Annotated in this window: 15 protein-coding genes and 1 tRNA gene; 7 read left to right on the top strand and 9 right to left on the bottom strand. The window is 56.9% G+C overall.

What is annotated here, in order from left to right:
* Position 1: 1 nt before the first annotated feature.
* The 6 genes from ACR0AJ_RS15835 to nhaC form a co-directional block, all read right to left on the bottom strand.
* Entirely contained in the window at positions 2-1,126 is a 1,125-nt protein-coding gene (locus tag ACR0AJ_RS15835; RefSeq protein ID WP_170350495.1) for an ABC transporter permease, read from the bottom strand.
* A gap of 80 nt (positions 1,127-1,206) precedes the next feature.
* Positions 1,207-2,148, bottom strand: a complete 942-nt coding sequence (locus tag ACR0AJ_RS15830; RefSeq protein WP_170361549.1) for a sugar ABC transporter substrate-binding protein — start codon at positions 2,146-2,148, stop codon at positions 1,207-1,209.
* 125 nt (positions 2,149-2,273) lie between these two features.
* A complete protein-coding gene (gene iolG / locus ACR0AJ_RS15825) occupies positions 2,274-3,287 on the bottom strand; it encodes an inositol 2-dehydrogenase (protein ID WP_170350499.1) in 1,014 nt (337 codons plus the stop codon).
* A 162-nt stretch (positions 3,288-3,449) separates the two neighbouring features.
* Complete coding sequence (locus ACR0AJ_RS15820) at positions 3,450-4,706, bottom strand: Hsp70 family protein (RefSeq protein WP_170350501.1); 1,257 nt, start codon at positions 4,704-4,706, stop codon at positions 3,450-3,452.
* Between the two features lie 108 nt (positions 4,707-4,814).
* A complete protein-coding gene (locus tag ACR0AJ_RS15815) occupies positions 4,815-5,831 on the bottom strand; it encodes a GlxA family transcriptional regulator (RefSeq protein WP_170350503.1) in 1,017 nt (338 codons plus the stop codon).
* 70 nt (positions 5,832-5,901) lie between these two features.
* A complete protein-coding gene (gene nhaC / locus ACR0AJ_RS15810; RefSeq protein WP_170397309.1) occupies positions 5,902-7,374 on the bottom strand; it encodes a Na+/H+ antiporter NhaC in 1,473 nt (490 codons plus the stop codon).
* A 344-nt stretch (positions 7,375-7,718) separates the two neighbouring features.
* Between nhaC and ACR0AJ_RS15805 the strand changes: the two genes are divergently transcribed.
* Genes ACR0AJ_RS15805 through ACR0AJ_RS15775 form a run of 7 tightly spaced genes read left to right on the top strand, consistent with a single transcriptional unit; the run spans position 7,719 to position 16,995 of the window.
* Positions 7,719-8,957: a hydroxymethylglutaryl-CoA reductase gene (locus tag ACR0AJ_RS15805; RefSeq protein ID WP_480741310.1), complete on the top strand. Its 1,239-nt coding sequence runs from the start codon at positions 7,719-7,721 to the stop codon at positions 8,955-8,957.
* 56 nt (positions 8,958-9,013) lie between these two features.
* Complete coding sequence (locus ACR0AJ_RS15800) at positions 9,014-9,865, top strand: UbiA family prenyltransferase (protein WP_480741308.1); 852 nt, start codon at positions 9,014-9,016, stop codon at positions 9,863-9,865.
* Positions 9,862-12,318, top strand: coding sequence for a PEP/pyruvate-binding domain-containing protein (locus tag ACR0AJ_RS15795; protein WP_170350510.1), 2,457 nt, complete (start codon positions 9,862-9,864; stop codon positions 12,316-12,318). The genes ACR0AJ_RS15800 and ACR0AJ_RS15795 overlap by 4 nt, the downstream gene beginning before the upstream one ends.
* Positions 12,311-13,411: a BtaA family protein gene (locus ACR0AJ_RS15790; protein WP_480648232.1), complete on the top strand. Its 1,101-nt coding sequence runs from the start codon at positions 12,311-12,313 to the stop codon at positions 13,409-13,411. The genes ACR0AJ_RS15795 and ACR0AJ_RS15790 overlap by 8 nt, the downstream gene beginning before the upstream one ends.
* A complete protein-coding gene (locus tag ACR0AJ_RS15785; protein ID WP_480648230.1) occupies positions 13,408-14,739 on the top strand; it encodes a hypothetical protein in 1,332 nt (443 codons plus the stop codon). The genes ACR0AJ_RS15790 and ACR0AJ_RS15785 overlap by 4 nt, the downstream gene beginning before the upstream one ends.
* Positions 14,736-15,581, top strand: a complete 846-nt coding sequence (locus ACR0AJ_RS15780; RefSeq protein WP_480741306.1) for a hypothetical protein — start codon at positions 14,736-14,738, stop codon at positions 15,579-15,581. The genes ACR0AJ_RS15785 and ACR0AJ_RS15780 overlap by 4 nt, the downstream gene beginning before the upstream one ends.
* Entirely contained in the window at positions 15,574-16,995 is a 1,422-nt protein-coding gene (locus tag ACR0AJ_RS15775) for an AMP-binding protein (protein ID WP_480648226.1), read from the top strand. Before ACR0AJ_RS15780 ends, ACR0AJ_RS15775 begins: the two co-directional genes overlap by 8 nt.
* 139 nt (positions 16,996-17,134) lie before the next feature.
* Here the strand turns inward: ACR0AJ_RS15775 and ACR0AJ_RS15770 are convergent.
* From ACR0AJ_RS15770 to ACR0AJ_RS15760, 3 genes are all read right to left on the bottom strand, one after another.
* Positions 17,135-17,211: transfer RNA gene (locus ACR0AJ_RS15770), tRNA-Arg, on the bottom strand.
* A gap of 21 nt (positions 17,212-17,232) precedes the next feature.
* Positions 17,233-17,727: a GNAT family N-acetyltransferase gene (locus ACR0AJ_RS15765; protein ID WP_367648264.1), complete on the bottom strand. Its 495-nt coding sequence runs from the start codon at positions 17,725-17,727 to the stop codon at positions 17,233-17,235.
* On the bottom strand, positions 17,724-18,035 hold the full coding sequence (locus tag ACR0AJ_RS15760; protein WP_170361525.1) for an ETC complex I subunit: 312 nt from the start codon (positions 18,033-18,035) through the stop codon (positions 17,724-17,726). Before ACR0AJ_RS15760 ends, ACR0AJ_RS15765 begins: the two co-directional genes overlap by 4 nt.
* Positions 18,036-18,072: the final 37 nt, after the last annotated feature.

Below are 18,072 nucleotides of genomic sequence, written 5' to 3'. Positions count from 1 at the left end.
CTCAGCGTTCTCCTGTGATGATGCGACGGATGTAGGTGTTCAGGATCACAGCACCCAGAAGGATGACACCCAGGAACACCCGGAATAGCGAGCTTTCGACACCGGCAAAGAACAGACCCTGCTGCACGACGCCAAAGATCAACGCGCCCAACGCCGCCCCAAGGACCGAGCCATAGCCACCGGTCAGCAATGCGCCGCCAATGACCACGGCGATGATCGCCTCGAACTCTTTCAGCAATCCGCGGTCCGCACCGGCCGAACCAAACTCCATCACCTGACAGGTGGCGAAAACCGTGGCGCAAAAGGCAGTGAACATGAACATCAGCACCTTGACCCGATTCACCGGCACGCCTGAGTTCCGGGCCGCTTCGGCGTCACCACCGGCAGCAAAAATCCAGTTCCCGAACTTGGTTTTGGTCAACAGCACATGGCCAAAGATGATCAGCCCGATTGCCCAGATCAGCAACATGGGAATTCCATCGACGACCGGCTGCCCTTCACGTGTGCCACGTGAGAACGTTTCGATCAGGCCATTGTTGCCCAGCCAGACAAAGAAGCCTTGAAACACCTTGCCGCCAAACACCCACGCTAACCAATCGCCCTCGGCCACGTCCTTGATGCCGCCAATGATGGTTTTGCGTTCGATAGTCTGCGGCAGGTAGATCGTGAAACCGCGCAAGATGAACAGAAATGCCAGGGTGACGATAAAACTAGGCAGCCCCGTTCGTATGACGATGTAGCCGTTCAGCGCGCCGATTGAGACACACAGGGCAAATGTCACCAGGATCGCCATCCAGACCGGCCAGCTGAGCGTGACCGAAAAGATTGCGATCATCATGCCCGCGAAACCAATCATCGAACCGACGGACAGGTCAAATTCACCCGCGATCATCAGCAGACAGGCCCCTACCGCGATGATCATGAATTGCGCCGAGACAATGGACCAGTTCATGATGCCCTGGCTATTGAACATGCCGCTGTCAAAAGCAAAAAGCAGGAAAAAGGTGAAAACAGCAACTGTCCCGACCATGCCGCCCAATTCGGGGCGGATCAGGGCGCGACGCAGTGGCGAGATCTCTTTGATCCGTTCGTCACCGCCTGCCGTGGATTGAACTGTCTCAGACATTGTGGTCCTCCCTCGCGCGGGTTTCCGAGTGTTGGAGTGAGCGGCGGGCGCAGTCCTCTTGCGCCCACCGCATTGTTAAATCAGCGGTATTCGCCCGCGAACTCTTCGATTTTTGTCAGGCCGTCCGCCGTAACGAAGCCCGGACCAGAGTTGATGTTGTTGCCCGGGAGGACGCCATAGCGGTGGTAATTGGCCAGAACCACAACCGGCAGATAGGCCTGCAGGAAGGGCTGCTGGTCGATACCCCACTGGATGGTGCCGTCCTTGATGCCTTTGACGATTTCACCGCCCAGATCGAACGTGCCGAAATAAATGTCACCGGCCATTCCATTTTCCTGCAGCGCCAGAATGGTCGGGTCCGCCGATGTCGGACCAAGCGTCAGAACAGCGTCGGTTTCAGGGTTTGCGGAAAGATAGGCCAGAACCCGGTTCTTGATTTCAGCGGGGTCCTGACCGGCGTCGATCATCTGCTCGCCCAGTTCCACACCCAGACCATCGGCAAAACCTTGGCACCGCTCTTGGCTTGAGGGTTGAACGATATAGTGGTTCACACACAAGAAGGACCCGATCCCGTCCGCCTTGGCCCGCTGACCGGCAGCCAGACCCGCATCATATTCAGGCTGCCCCACATACATCAAAGCGCCAACTTCACGCGCCTTTTCGGGCGTGCCGGTGTTCATGATGATCACGTCGATGCCGGAATCCACCGCTGCCTTGATTGGACCTTCCAGAATGTCCGGGTCGGCCAGCGTGGTAATGATGCCATTGGGGCCAGACGCCGCTGCCTGGTCGATGATCCGTGCCATGTCAGCCAGGTCACCTGTGGGCGGGTTGCGGTATTCAACCTCGACACCCATCTGTTCGCCCGCCAGGGCAATGCCATTTTTGATTGTGTTCCACCAGCTGTCGCTGTCAGGGGCGTGGCTGACCAGAATGTATTTCTCACCCTCAGCCGCAACGCCGGTAGCGGTGACCAGCGCCAGCGCGCTGGCAGCCAGTGCGCTTTTTACGAACTTTTTCATTTGGTTTCCTCCCATAAAAACAGTTTGTCTTTATTGCCGGGGCAGCAGCCCCAGTTATTCGGACCGGCCGAATCTCCTCCGCTCCGGGAATCTGGCGGAGCTTTCCCCAGTTTCCGGATATCCGCTCATTTTGCAACCGGTTTCAAAACATCGGCCATTGCAACAGGCTGCCCTGATTGGGCCGAACGGTTCGCAGCTTCGGCCATGGCCAGGGCCGCAACCCCGTCTTCCAGCGTCACTGGCATTGACGAACCGGACTGCACCGCCTGCACAAACGCATCCCATTCTGCGCGGTAGGCAGGCATATAGCGTTCCAAGAAAAAATAGGTCGGTTTCGCCCCAGTGATGCCGTCGGCTGTTGACTTGACCACCGCGTTTTCCAGAATGTTATGGGCTTGCAACAGCCCGCCCGACCCAAGCATTTCGATCCGCTGGTCATAACCGTAGACAGCACGCCGCGAATTCTTGATCACCGCAATCTGACCGCTTGCATAAGTCATTGTTACAACAGCTGTATCCACGTCGCCCGCCCGTCCGATTTCGGGATCGACAATCGAGGTGCCGAAGGCCGAAATCTGCACCGGCAACTGCCCCATCAGATAGTTCGCCATGTCGAAATCATGGATCATCATGTCCCGGAACAGACCACCCGAGACCTTGATATAGCTGACGGGTGGAGGGGCCGGATCGAAAGACGTAATCGACAACAACTCGGGCGCGCCAATTTCACCCTGATCAGCTGCGGATTTCAGAGCCGAAAAGCTGGGATCGAACCGGCGATTGAACCCAACCATCACCGGTTGGCCGGTTTCCGCCGCAATGGCTTGGCAGGCAAGTGCCCGTTCAAGGCTGAGATCGACGGGTTTTTCACACAGAACCGCCTTGCCCGCCCGTGTAGCGGCCTCAATCAAGTCAGAATGGGTGTCAGTCGGCGTCGCGATCAGGACGGCATCAATCGACGGGTCTGCGATGATCTCCATCGAGTCGCGCGCGGTTGCCCCCTGTTCAGTGGCAAGGCTTTCAGCCGCATCGGAAATCGCGTCAGAGACAGCGCACAGCTGGCTTTGCGAATGCGCAGCGATGGCCTGTGCATGTACGCGGCCAATGCGTCCGGCACCAAGCAATCCGATTCTGAGCATGCAGGCCTCCCGATTCTTTAATTCGAGGATACCATGATTTTCTTTGCAACCGGTTGCAAGATATTTTTCAACTTACTCGATACAATCAGGCTTAAAGGGCTCCGCCCCACGTGAGCGGGCCCCAGTAAACCGCCGTCCATTTCAAGTGGTGCGATCTTTGCCCTACCCAAGCTCTTGCGCTGCCACCAGGGCCAGCCCCTCGGCCACGGCGGTAAAGACAGAGGCAAAGGAATGCTCGGCCGAAGGGAAAACGCCACGCATCGTTTCGGGCACGATGCCCATCAGGCTAGAACCCCCGACATAGACGACGCGGTCGATCTGCTGTGCGGTCAAATCAGCCTGGCGCAGAACTTCGCGTGCCCCCGTGTCCAACTGCGCGGCATGCGCGGCAAGGCTTTCGGCCACCAACACATCACTGAGTTGCGCGGTCAACCCCGTCTCGAGCATGTTCAGCGTGATGGCCGGGTCAATCGCCCCTGAGTTCACGGCTATTTTTCCGCGCTCCACCGCAAAGGCCAGTTCGTGACCCAATTCGTGTTCAAGCACTGTTGCAAGCCGCGCTAACCGCTTGGGAGACTCGGCCAGCTTCAGCATATCTCCCACCATGCGGCGGTTCTGGGCCGTGTACAGAAAAGGGATCATTTCCCAGGTCGCAAGGTCATTGAAGATCGCGTTGGGCGTCTGCGACACGCCTTTGCCAAAAACATCTCGAACCATCGACCCTTTACCCAACAGGGGCATGACCTGATTGATGCTTATTGTACGATCAAAATCCGTACCGCCAATTCGTACCCCGTGGTTGGCCAGAATCTCGACCTCTGCGGATCTAGTGCGGAAAACCGAAAAATCTGACGTTCCGCCACCGATATCCACAACCAATCCAACCGTGTCATCTGGCCCGGCCGCACCGTTCGCAATGGCAGCCGCGGCGGGCTCAGGGCAGAACCGGATGTCGGTAAATCCGGCGGCCTCATAACACGCGTGCAAATCAGCCTCAGCCTGCGCCTCGCGCGGATCGCCCGAGCCATGAAATACCACGGGCCGTCCCGAGACCACGCGGGTGCAAGACACGCCACGCTCGGCCTCGGCCCGCTCTCGAAGCCTGCGCAAGAAAGATCCGATAATCTCGACGAAAGTCACCCTCTGGTTCAGGATCTGGCGCTTTTCATGCATCAACGTGGTGCCCAGCACGCGTTTGAGGGCGCGCATAAATCGCCCCTCCAACCCTTCAAGCAATGCCTGATTAGCAGGCTCGCCGATAAGGGTTTCGCGGGTTTCGAAATCAAAGAAAAAGGTTGTGGGAAGGGTCGTGGCGGCGGCGTCGAACCGCACTAAACGGGGTGCACCCGCGTCCACATATGCCACCGCCGAGTTCGACGTGCCAAAATCAATGCCAATCCACGGGCTGCTGGGGGCCATGGCGCATGTCTCCGAGATGTCTGAGCAAAGACGACAGGGCCTAGAGCGTTCGCAGCCCAGGGTCAAGGGACAAACTTGACCGGCTGGATCGACTGAAACTGGCGGATATCATTCGCGCTTTTCCGACCATCCTCGTCTGAAGGACGTTGGCGCCTCGCCATAACGCTTTTTGAAACGCACCGTAAGCTGGGTCGCACTGCCAAACCCCGTAGCCGCAGCGATTTCGGTAACGGGCAATTCGGTTTCGCTGAGCAGTGCATAAGCGCGCGCAACGCGCAATTCGATGTAAAACTGCACAGGTGAAACTTCGACATATTTCTGGAACAGGCGCTCCAACTGGCGGCGTGATATCTGAACAGCCTCTGCTATTTCCGAGATATCCAACGGATCCTCCAAGTTCTCATGCATGATCTGCATGGCGTTGATCAGGTACTGGTTGCGGCTACCCAAAGCCACCGAAAAGGCTGATTTCTGGAGGGTTTTGCGGTTGTTCGACCGAAAATGAATGCACATGTCGGAAACGATGACGGCCAGATCCTTTCCGAAATCAGACTCGATCATATCCAGCATCATATCGGTCGCCGCATTGCCGCCGCCGCATGTCATAAGCTCATTATCGATTTCATACAGGTTTGCAGAAGGTTCCATCCCTTCAAAATGCTCGATAAAGGCGGGGTGGTTTTCCCAGTGTAAGGTGAACCGCTTTCCGGTTAGCGCTCCGGCTTTGGCAAGTGCAAATGCACCGGTGCAAATACCACCAAGCTTGCAGCCAAAGGCCTTCTGGCGACTGATCCACGACAGTACCCTGGGATTGGTGCTTTCTGCCGGTTCTATGCCAGAGCAGACGAACATCCTTGATAGGCGCGGTAGGTTTTGCAGTGCAGTGTCCGGGGTGATTTCAATTCCGTTTGAGCATTGAACCGGGTTTCCATCTTCGGTGATCAGATACCATTTGTAGAGCTCTCTGTTCGTGACCTGATTGGCGATCCTCAACGGCTCGACAGCTGCGCTAAAGGCCAGCATGGTTAGTTTCGGCAGAAGCAGGAAATAGATCTCTTTGGCTGGCCCGTCATGGTCTATGCGAAAACTGGCCGCCCCTTTTGGAATGAAGTTCTTGGGGCTCATTCTTTTTCCTCCCAATACCAACCGAGATGGGTGAAACGCACCAACACCCGAAGGTGTTGGTGCAGGTCGATCAGGCGTGCCACTCAGCAACAGGCTCGCCGCTGGCTTCCCAAGCGTGGATTTCCTCGTCACTGGCTTTGGGCGAGAAAAGCCCAGTCATAGCATAAAAGATACCGATGACAGGTGACAGCCAGCAAGCAAACGCAAGGGGAATGTATAGCAGGTTTTCAAAATTCCCGTCTGCGATCCCAAGACCAAGTGCGGTGATCACAAAGGCGCCTCCGGCGTTCCAGGGGATCAGGGGCGAGACCAAGGTACCGCCTTCTTCGACAGCGCGTGACAGGTTCAACGGTGAATACCCCATGGCCCGATAGACAGGCGCATACATGCGGCCCGGCAGGGCGATGGAAAGATACGGGTCGCCCGCAACGGTGTTTGTCGCCACCGAAGTCAGAATGGCCGAGGTCTGAATGCCAGCAAATGTCTTCACCTTCGAAATGACCACGTTGATGATTGCCTGAAGGCAACCCACGCGTTCGAGCGCGCCGCCGAAACCCAACGCCAGCAGCACCAGCGAGATGGTCCACATCATCGACTGAATGCCCCCTCGGTTCAGCAGCGGATCGATTTCTGGAACGCCGGTATCAATGGAATACCCGCTGTTGGCGAAGGTGAACGTTTCGTGCAGACCCGCACCCTGGCAAAAGATGGCCATGATGCCACCAACGACGGCCCCTGCAAACAGCGACGGGATCGGAGGCTGTTTCATAACCGCCAGAACGATGACCAAAACAGCCGGGAACAACATGATCGGGGAAATCCAGAATGCCTCATCCAGTGCGGTTGTGATGGCATGGATGCGGTCAAACGACACTTGCGATGTGTCGATCAACGTAAAACCGACAACAAAGTAGATCACCAGCGCAATCAACATGGACGGAACCGTAGTGGGTAACATGTTACGGATATGGTCAAACAGATTGGTGCCTGTCACGGCGGGTGCCAGGTTCGTAGTGTCCGACAAAGGTGAGATCTTGTCGCCGAAGAAGGCGCCTGAGACGACCGCGCCAGCCGTCCAATACATCGGGATACCAAACCCGGCGCCGATGCCCATCAGGGCCAGCCCGACAGTGCCCGTCGTTCCCCAGGAGGTGCCCAGCGAGACAGAGACGATGGAACACAACACCATGCCCGCGGCCAGAAACAGCTCGGGCGACAGTATCTTCAGACCATAATAGATCAGTGTCGGAACCGTGCCGCTTGCGATCCACACACCAATGATCATGCCAACCGTGATCAGAATCGAAACAGACGGTAGTGAAATATTGATGACGTGGAATACGCCCTCTTCGATGCTGGGCCATTTGTGCCCAAGCATAAGACCGACGATCCCTGTAATCGCGATCCCGAAGGCCAGCGGAATATGCGGGGTAAAGTCACCAAAATAGAAAAGCTGCAGGCCAAGCACGAAAAGGGTCAGCACAATTGGTACAAGCGCCAGCCCCAGACTTGGCTGTCTTATGTGTTCTTCATTCGCAGACATTTGGGTCTCCTCCGTTGGAATGATCCAGAACCGTGATGATCCGCGGAAGAAACCAAGTTTTAGGGGACCGCACCGTCGGTCAAAGCGCACATCCTATAGAAATTTGCGACACGGTTGCGTCGATTTTCGGCCCACGCCCGACGCGGCGATGCACATGTAAGCACGCATAGTGCAATCAAACATATCCATTGCCGCAAGGTTGGGGTCCTTTCGTTTCAAGGAGATATGGCTGGATATCGGCGGACCTTTTGGTAACGTGCAGACACATTGATTTGCATCTGCAATAGTTTTTGCGGGACAGATACCGGAGCGTACTTTTGATAATTCCGTTTCACGTTCGTGAGATGCTTCATCGCATCAAGGCTCGATTTGATGCCGATCAGATACCGCAGCAGATGGCGTCAAACGACGCCGAATTTGCCACCTTGCGACCATCGCGCAAGACAACCCCTGAAATGGTTGTGCGGTTTTGGGAAAAGCTGAAACCAACCGCAGGTGATGAAGATCAGGCGCAGATTGCGGACCCTGCAACGCTTGAGGCTGCAGAAATTTACAGTGCCAATATCGAAAATTTCATTGGGACAGTTAAGCTTCCTGTTGGAATTATTGGGCCGTTGCGTTTGAACGGAATGAACGCAAACGGGGATTTCCACGTTCCCCTCGCCACAACCGAGGCGGCGCTGGTCGCCTCATATGCCCGGGGTGCCTATGCCGCCACCCGGTCTGGTGGTATCAGCACGGCTGTTTTGTACGAAGGGGTGCTGCGCACTCCGGCTTTTGTGTTTGAAAGCCTGCTAAAGGCCGGGCAATTCGTGGATTGGGTGGTTTCAAATGTCGAAATGCTCAAATCCGCGGCCGAGGCGACCACCGGCCACGGCAAGCTAGTTTCGCTGGAGCCGTTCATAGACACCAACGTCGTGTTCCTGATCTGCCGATACACCACCGGCGATGCAGCCGGACAGAACATGGTGACCATTGCCACCGACGCGATGTGCCATGAAATTGCAGACAACTGTCCGGTCGAGTTCGAGAACTGGTATGTCGAAGGGAATTTCTCAGGTGATAAGAAAGCTTCGGCGCTTGGGCTGGTGACAGGGCGCGGACGAAAGGTTAGCGCCTCGGTCACACTTCCTGCTGAAATTGTCGAAAAGACGCTGGGCACAACGGTCGAGGCGATGTTGGCCTATGGGCGTGTCGCCAATCTGGGTGCGCATCTGTCGGGTCAGTTTGGCGCACAGGCGCATTATGCCAACGGGCTGGCCGCGTTTTACATAGCAACCGGCCAGGACGCGGCTTGCGTGGCCGAAAGTGCGATGGGCGTCACAAGAATGGAGCCAAGGGGTGATGATCTATTCTGTTCGGTGACGTTGCCAAACATTTTGGTTGGTTCAGTAGGGGGCGGCACCGGGTTGCCAAGCCAGACTGCGGCCCTGAATATACTAGGCCTCAAGGGCAACGGGTGTGGCACAGCGTTGGCTGAGGTGGCCGCGGCAACCTGCCTGTGTGGGGAAATATCCATCGTCGCGGCGATCGCGGCAGGGCATTTCACCCGCGCTCATGAAAGTCTGGCCCGCCAAAGATGAGCTTTCAAAGCCGCTTCTGGATTTATCAGACTGAGCGATTTCCGCTGAAGAAAACCGTGCCCCTGCTGCTTGTGTTTTCTGCGGCCAGTATATGTGTGTCCGCCCGTCTGGCGGATCGCCCCCTGCCGGAATGGCCTGCATTTGCCGCCGGTTTTATCCTTGCCATGGCGCTGTTTTTCCAGATGCGGGTCTGTGACGAATTCAAAGACGCCGAGGATGACCGACGTTACCGGCCCGACAGGCCAATTCCACGTGGTCTGGTATCCAAGCGCGAAGTATTGGGCTGGGGCCTGTTGACCGTGCCTTTGTCTGTTGCCGCCGCCTGGCTGTGGTACCCGCCGGTCTTGTGGCTATTGGGTTTAGTCTGGATCTGGCTTGGGGCAATGACCGTCGAATTTGGCGCGCCCGCCTGGTTGAAGGCACGACCGGTCCTGTACCTGCTAAGCCATATGGCAATCATGCCTCTGATCGATTTGCTGCTGACTGGCATCGAATGGCTGCCAAAAGGTCAGGCGGCACCCTTCCTGTGGTTGTTTCTGGCGCTGTCCTTCGTGAACGGGTGTGTGCTTGAGATTGGCCGCAAATTGTGGGCACCCGAAAATGAGATCACCGGCGTGGACACCTATTCCGGGTTATGGGGCCCGCCTCAGGCAGGGCGCATCTGGGTGGGTTGCGTTTTGATATCCTATGCGCTGCTTGTGGGCACAGGTGCCGCAACCGGCGTTGGTTGGTTAAGCGCCTTGATCGGCGGGTTGGCCCTGATCCCCTGTTGTCTGGCAGCAAAACGCTATGTTCAGGCGCCGACAGTGAAAGCCCAAGATCGGATGGACACAATCGCCGGCCTATGGGTGTTTTTCTGCTACGCCACAGCTGGTTTCCTTCCGTACCTGATCGGAGCGCTTACATGACCTTCATCGTCGCCCAATCGGATGCAAACGATGTTTCCGTTGTAGGGGGCAAGGCAGCTGCTTTATCGCATCTTACGCAGCATGGTTTTGCCCCGCCCGCATTTTTTGTCATCACCAGCGATGCATTCCGCATGGGGAAATCCGGTCCCATTGCTCAAAACGGTCTGAAATCGGCTTTGACTGCCGCGCTGAAAACACTCGGAACCGGGCTTTACGCGGTTCGTAGCTCTGGTAAGGCCGAAGATGGTGTGGAACACAGCCATGCGGGACAATACGAAACGGTTCTGAACGTTTCGGGCAGCTCTGTTTTGAAAGCGGCCAAAAAGGTCTGGCATTCCGGTTTCTCAGAGACGGTCGAGACATACCGCGCGGTCAAATCCGGGGGCGAGGCCGAAGGACCCGCGATCATCGTACAGCGCATGATTAATCCAAAATCTGCAGGTGTCGCATTTTCCGCCGACCCGGTTAGCGGTCGTCGCGGTGTGGTCGTAATTTCGGCAATTGATGGTCTGGCTGAGCAGTTGGTTTCTGGTGAGACGGACGGGGAAGATTGGATCATAGGCGCGGATGACGCACCTGAAAGCGCACCGGATAAGCCTGAGTATTTAATGGTGAGTGACGCGCAGTCCATTGCCGCCCTCGCGCGTAAAGCCGAAGAGCTTTTCGGATCGCCCCAGGATATTGAATGGGCCATTGATGCACAGGGGCTTCATATTCTGCAGGCCCGACCAATCACAACGCCATTGCGCCCCGCGGCCTTGGCCGACACAACGCTGACGATTTTCGACAACTCGAACATTGTCGAAAGCTATCCCGGTATCGTTAGCCCGCTGACCTATTCCTTTGCTCTGCACGTGTATGCTCAGGTCTACCGCGCGTTTGTCAGGTTGTTGGGCGTCTCCAAGCGTACGGTCGACCAGAATCCAACGGTGTTCGACAATTTGCTCGGGCGCGTGGATGGGCGTGTCTATTACAACCTGATCAACTGGTATCGGGCCTTGGCCCTGTTGCCGGGGTTTTCGCTGAACCGCGACTATATGGAAACGATGATGGGCGTGTCGGAACCCATGCCGCGAGAGGTCACGGATGCCCTTGCCCCACCCCCCTCGGTTGGTTGGCGCAGGATTGTGGAATACGCAAAGCTGGGCAAGGTCGCGGCCGGGCTGATCTGGCAGGCCATCTGCCTGCCACGGACGCGGCGAAGCTTTTATGACAGGCTGAACGGGGTATTGCAGGCGGGGCTGGACGTAGATGCGTCTAATGCGACCCAGCTTGCAGCCGAATACCGCCGCATCGAAAGCACCTTGCTGGATCGGTGGGATGCCCCATTGATCAATGATTTTCTGTGCATGATTGCATTTGGCGGGTCGCGCAACCTGCTGCAAAGGTGGCTTGGTGAAGACGGCCTGACGCTGCATAATGACCTGATGATCGGCCAGGGTGACATCGTGTCAGCCGAACCTGCGCAGCGCATTGCCCGGATCGGCCATCTGGTGCGCACCGCCGGTATCACGGAACAGTTGAAAGCTGACGCGCGGCTGTCCGTTTTGTCCGCGCACCCACAGATCGAGGCTGAAGTTGAATCCTATCTTGAGAAATTCGGAGACCGATGCACCGAAGAGCTAAAGCTGGAAAGCATCCCTCTGCAAGACGACCCGACAAGCCTGTTGCTGGCGATTGCCGCCTGCGCCGATCATCCTCCCGGCGGGCGTCAGGAAGGCCGTGAACCGGATTGGAAGGCACTGTTCCCAGCGAGCCCGATCAAGCGACATGTTGCGAAATGGATTTTGGGTTGGACCAAGGCGCGTGTGCGCGACCGCGAAAACCTGCGCTTTGAACGCACGCGCATCTTTGGCTATGCGCGCCGTGTGTTTTTGGGGATCGGTCGGGAATTTACCGCGCGCGACTTGCTTGAAACACCAAGAGATGTGTTCTTTCTGACAACGCATGAAGTCCTTGGCGCGGTCGAGGGGTTCAACCTGTCGCCTGACCTGAAAGGCATCGTTGCACGACGCAAAGCCGAAGATGCGGCCTCATCCCAACGCCCCGATCCGCCCGAACGGATTGAAATCCAAGGTCCTGCCATCGCGCCTGTCTGGTCTGATTCGATTGAGGCCGAAGCAGATGCCACACGGACAAAGTACGGAACGGGCTGTTCCGCGGGTCAAGTCAAAGCACGTGCGCGGGTGATCCGCGATCCTCGGACCGAGGCGCTGAACCCCGGCGAAGTACTGGTCGCCCGCCACACCGATCCAGGCTGGATCGCCGTTTTCTCGAACGCCTCTGCCATCGTTGTCGAACGTGGCAGCTTGTTGTCCCACTCGGCCATTGTGGCGCGCGAATTGGGTATCCCCTGCGTTGTTGGCCTTAAAGGGGCCACACAATGGATCAAAGACGGAGAAGTACTGTCTGTCGACGGGGCAAGCGGCGCCGTGGAGCGGTGCGATGCGTAGCAGTGAAATCGAAGAAAAGGCGGATTTCGACCATATCCGGTACGCCCAACTGTGGGAGGACGCGGACGTCCTGACCGCCGCATTGGGTGATTGCACGGGGCGGACACTGGTGTCGATATGTTCGGCCGGAGACAATGCGCTGGCCATGCTGACACTCGATCCCGCGCGTGTTGTGGTGCTGGATTTGTCCCCGGCTCAGATCGCCTGCCTCAAGCTCAGGATCGCGGCGTATAAGGTGCTGACGCATTCAGAGTTCATTGAGTTGACAGGCTCGCGCCAAAGTAAGCGGCGGCTTGCTTTGCTGAACCGGGTGTTGGAAGAAACCGATGAAGAAACAAACGCCTTCTGGCAGACCCTTGCGTCCGAAGTAGACAGACACGGCATCGGCGGCGTCGGTAAGTTCGAGCGGTATTTTCGCATCTTTCGAACTTGGCTGTTACCGCTGGTCCATTCGCGCCGCACCGTCGACGACGTGTTCACGCCCCGCCCCCCCGACGCACGCGAGGTTTTTTTCGACACGCGGTTCAACACATTCCGATGGCGGTTGTTGCTAAACACTTTCTTCTCGCGATTCGTGATGGGGCGGATGGGGCGGGACAGCGCGTTTTTCGACCACGTAGATGGAAGCCCGGCCCAACATGTTGCTCGCCGACTGCGCCATGCCGGGGTCGCGACCGATCCATCGCAAAACCCTTATCTGCACTGGATTCTGAAGGGCACCCATGGCGACGCATTGCCGATGGCGTGGCGTCCGGAACATTATGAAACTGTCCGGTCCCGATTGGATCGCCTGGATATTCGCCTTGGCTCGCTCGAGGCTTTCGTCGCGACAGGCGAAAAGGCCAGCGGGTTCAACCTGTCCGACATTTTCGAATACATGTCCCCTGATACTTTCAAGCAGGTCTATGGTGCGATCCTGAGTGCTGCAGAGCCAAATGCGCGACTGGTGTATTGGAACATGATGGCGCCGCGCCGTGTACCAGCGGATTACCGGGACAGGATTGAAACCCTGACCGATATCGAAACACAACAGAAGGCTCGCGATCTGGCCTTCTTCTATTCGGATTTCGTGGTCGAAGAGGTCCGGCCTTGACCGTTCTCATGCAGATATTGCTGGCGGCAGGGTCGGTGTTGGCATTGCTCGGCGTGATGATGGTCATCCGCCATCTGGCCAAAGCTGCAGGGCTGAACGCCGAAGTGCAGCGGAAACTGATGCATGTAAGCACGGGGCTCTTTGCGTTGCTGCTGCCCTGGATCTTTCCCGACCGCTGGCCGGTTTATATGCTGATCGCCGCCACAATGCTTGTGATGCTTGTCTTGCGTCTTCCTCGTTATTCGAAAGGTCTTGGCGCGACCCTGCATGGGGTGGAGCGAACATCATATGGTGACTTCCTGCTCGCGTTGTCGGTGGGGCTTTGCTTCCTGCTGGCCGGGGACAACCTGTTGTTCTACATCTTGCCGATTGCGGTTCTGACCTTGGCAGACGCCGCCGCCGCGCTGGCCGGAACCGCGTATGGAACGCGGCGGTTCATTGTCGAGGATGGTGAGAAAAGCGTCGAGGGATCGGTCGTTTTTTTCGTGGTTACGATGCTGATCGCGATCGTCTGTTTTCTGTTCATGGCCGCCTTGCCACCGGCGAACACCCTTATGCTCTGCGTTATGGTTGCTGCGTTTGGAACCCTGGTCGAGGCCCAAAGCTGGCGGGGTTTTGACAACCTGTTCCTCCCACTTGGCCTCCTGATTTTTCTGAGCGTACACTTCGACAGTTCCTTGATTGAGCTGGCGACCATAGCCTTGGTTTTTCTGGCCTCGCTCGGCGGTTTCAGCATCCTGGGCGCAAGGCTGGGTCTTACCAAACATGCCACACGGGTTTACGTCATCACCGTTTTCCTCTTGCTGGCGGTCACTGCACTTCAAAATGCGGTCCTGCCTATTTTGGTACTGGCGACGCATCTTTGGGCACGGGTATCGACCCCCTGCGACAGCAAGTACCCGGATCTGGATGTCGTGGCGTCTCTGGGGTTGTTCAGTTTCGGATGGCTGGCGCTTGGCAATGCGACCGGGTGGAATGCCGTATCGTTTTATGGCCTCAGTGCGATGGGGCTGGCCATGGGGTTCAGCGTTCTGGCGCTGCGAGGCAAAATCCTTGCGATCCTTGTGGTGGCCACAACATTATTCTTAGTCAGACACTTTGCTACTGCGCTGAACCCGGAACCTGCACGCTGGGCCGAACCGCTGACAATTCTGGCGCTGCTTTCCTTAATCTGCATGACGGCCGTACCGTGGATCAGACCGCGGTGGTTTGAAAAAGATCGGGTGCTGAGGTTAACAGTATTGGCCCTTGCCCTTCCGTTGATCTATTACGCGTACTCCGTTGCGGGATCGATCGGTGCAGGTTTTTTTGCCGGAGTCGCGTCATGACCAAAGAGACAATCAAAACCGCTGATGCGAAGCTGACCGTTTACCTGAACGGCCCCAATTGGGAGGGCGTACAAGCGGCAACATTCGGTGACTTTTCATGCAAATCACCCGAAGCCGGTGCCGAAATTCTGGATACGGGTATAGAACTGGTCAGAAACGCAGGCATCGACCGGGTCATTGGGCCGATGTCAGGGGACACCTGGCACAGTTACCGGTTCGTCTCCTACAGCGACGGATCCGCTCCGTTCCTGATGGAGCCGACCAACAAAGCGCATGAACCTGAAGTCTTCCGATCCGCGGGTTTTTGCGAAATCAGCCGGTATTTCTCGGCCCGTGTGCGGTTGGAGGATACCGACTCAGTGGCACCGCCTGAAAACGATGGTTTTGAGGTGGAAGCGTGGGATGGAAATGATCCCGAAGGCTTGTTTCGCCAGGTGTTCGCGCTGTCTGCACAGGCGTTTTCGGAAAATGCGTTTTACAAACCGATTTCCGAGTCCGAGTTCCTGGCCATGTACCTGCCTGTCGTGCCGATGATGAAGCGTAAACTGATCCTGTTTGCGCGTCGCCACGATGGCAATTTGGCGGGTTTTCTGTTCGGCATTCCCAACTATGCCGAAGGGGCTACCCCCAGTTCCGCGATCCTCAAAACCTATGCAAGTCTGGAACCGGGTGCAGGGCGGCATCTGGCCCACAGGTTTCACAAAGCGGCTGCAGAGATGGGGTGCGACACTGCCATCCATGCCCTGATCCACGACGACAATAAGTCCGCTGATCGCAGTGCGGCAGAAGGGGCGACTATATTCCGGCGATACTCTCTGCTTGGACGTAAGCTGAATGGCTGATTTGATAGCACATTTTGCTGCTGCGGTTGAACGGTTTCCGAACAGAACCGCCATAGTGGACGGCAAAGGCCGCCAGATCAGTTTTCAGCAACTGCACTCTCGCATGCAGAAACTGGCAGGCCGATGGCACGCAAAAGGTATCAGGCCAGGCGACCGCGTATTGCTGGCAATGCCCGTCGACGCAGACCTATATGCGAGCCTGGCGGCCCTGTGGTCGTTGGGTGCAACCGTTGTGCTGCCGGAACCGGCAATGGGACTGGCCGGTTTGCGCCACGCTGCGCGGGGCACTTCGCCCAAGGCGTTCTGCGCAGCGGGCGCGTACTCTTTGCTCAAGTTTCTAATTCCAGAGCTTTGGAGGCTGCAACTTCTGACGCCCAAAGAAGGCCCCGGCTCGCCGCCCAATCATCAGATTCAGGCCGATGACACAGCCTTGATCTCATTCACCTCCGGAACGACAGGCCAGCCCAAGGCCATCCCGCGCTCGCATGCGTTTTTAATGGCGCAACACGACGCCATTGCTCCCCTTCTAGAAAGCGACAAGGCTGAAAGGGATTTGGTGGCCTTTCCGGTGTTCACCCTGATCAACCTGGCCGCAGGGCGCACCACCGTTATGCCAAACTGGCGGCTGAGCAAGTTTGACCGCCTTGCGCCCACCCACTTGGCGGACTGGATTCAAAAGCAGCAAGTTACTCGCGCCCTCATTCCACCCTCAATTTGCGAAAAACTGACCCAAACCCAAAATACCGGACAGTTGAACACGGTCTTCACGGGTGGCGGTCCGGTTTTTCCGGACCTTGTTGACACGTTGCGAACCCGAAACGGGCTTTCCGTGGTTTGTGTCTATGGATCGACCGAGGCTGAACCGATTGCCCACCTTGATGCCACAGATATCTCAGAACACGATCACCGACAGATGGCCGAAGGGAAAGGTCTACTTGTGGGGTATCCGGTTCCTGAAATCATACTCCGTATCTGCGACAACGAGATACAGGTCGCTGGGGCGCACGTGAATGACGGCTATCTTGATCCCGCACATTCGGGCGAAAATAAAATCAAAGAAGGCGCCGTCATCTGGCATCGCACCGGAGACGCCGGCACGTTGGATGAAGAGGGACGCTTGTGGTTGTGGGGTCGGGTGGGGTCTGAAATAGAAGTGAAATCGGGCCTGCTCTTTCCCTTTGCGATTGAAGTCGCGGCAAGACAATGGCCGGGTGTTGCGCGCTGTGCGTTGATCAACACTGGGACCAGACCGACGCTATGTGTCGAAGGGCGGCGTGATCACCTTCAGGATTGGCGTAAATTCGCGTCGGATTTTGGCGTGCCCAATGTGATTTCAGTTCACAAAATCCCCATGGACAAACGCCACGCATCTAAAGTTGACCGCTCGGAACTTGAACGTATCGTTGCCCGCTAGTGCAACACGGGTCGAAATCATGGCAAAGCACCTTCCCACTGAAATCCAAGTAATCTCCAACAATTGCGACCGACCTTGGTACAGCGACAACGGACGTGTTCAAGATTTCTTTCTTTGGTATTTCGATGATTTGGTGAAATGGCGATCCCTGAAGGACTCGAACCCTCAACCTGCTGATTAGAAGTCAGCTGCTCTATCCAGTTGAGCTAAGGGACCGCTGCGCCCTTCTTGCGGTTTTTACGGGCGGGGTTCAAGACCCAAGCGCATGAAGGCGCTGTTCGGGTCGGCCTCATACCCAAATATCGGTCCGCAATAGGTATATCCCAGCGCCTCATAGAGTTTGCGCGCGGCATCATATTCCGTCAGATGTTCCGCCCCAGTTTCCAGCACCAGGGCCGTCACACCTTCTGAACGGGCAAGGTCAGCCAGGTAGGTCATGATCACTCGCGCCAGACCACGGCCACGGGCGGCGGTCACGACATGCACTGATTTCACCTCAGAGGTGCCATCGGGCAAGGCTTTAAGCGCTCCGCATCCCAGCGGTTTACCCGCTTCATACAATGCCCAGAATCGAATGCCGGGCTCTCGCAATGCATCGACGTCCAGGGTGTGGTTCGAGGTCTGGGGCGTGGCATCCCAGCTATGGGCCAAATGCGCTTGAATGATCGGGCGCATGTCCTGCGCTCCGGGATCCACTTCGCGGATGTCGATCATTCCAAGGGTTTCGGTCAATGGGTCCAGGGTGCCCGACGACCCGGGGCGAAGTTTTCACCATACCCACCTGCGCGTACGTTGGGCTTGCGCTTATGCGGTTCGCTGACCTGCGCATCAATCCCGTTGTCCTTGGCGTAATCCAACGCCTCTTCCTTGGTGTCGAACTTCAGGCGCACCTGGGTCTGCGTGTCGTTGGACGAGGTCCAGCCCATCAGCGGATCAACCTCGCGCGATGACGCGGGGGCGTATTCCAAAACCCACTTGCGGGTCTTGGCCATTCCCGAGGTCATTGCATTTCTTGCGGGCTGGTAAATCCGTGCGCGCATGTCGCCTCTCCGTACTCATTTGGATAGGGATGTTTAT

The organism is Ruegeria sp. CJ9, assembly GCF_056536625.1.
This window is presented reverse-complemented; position numbering and strand designations above follow the sequence as displayed.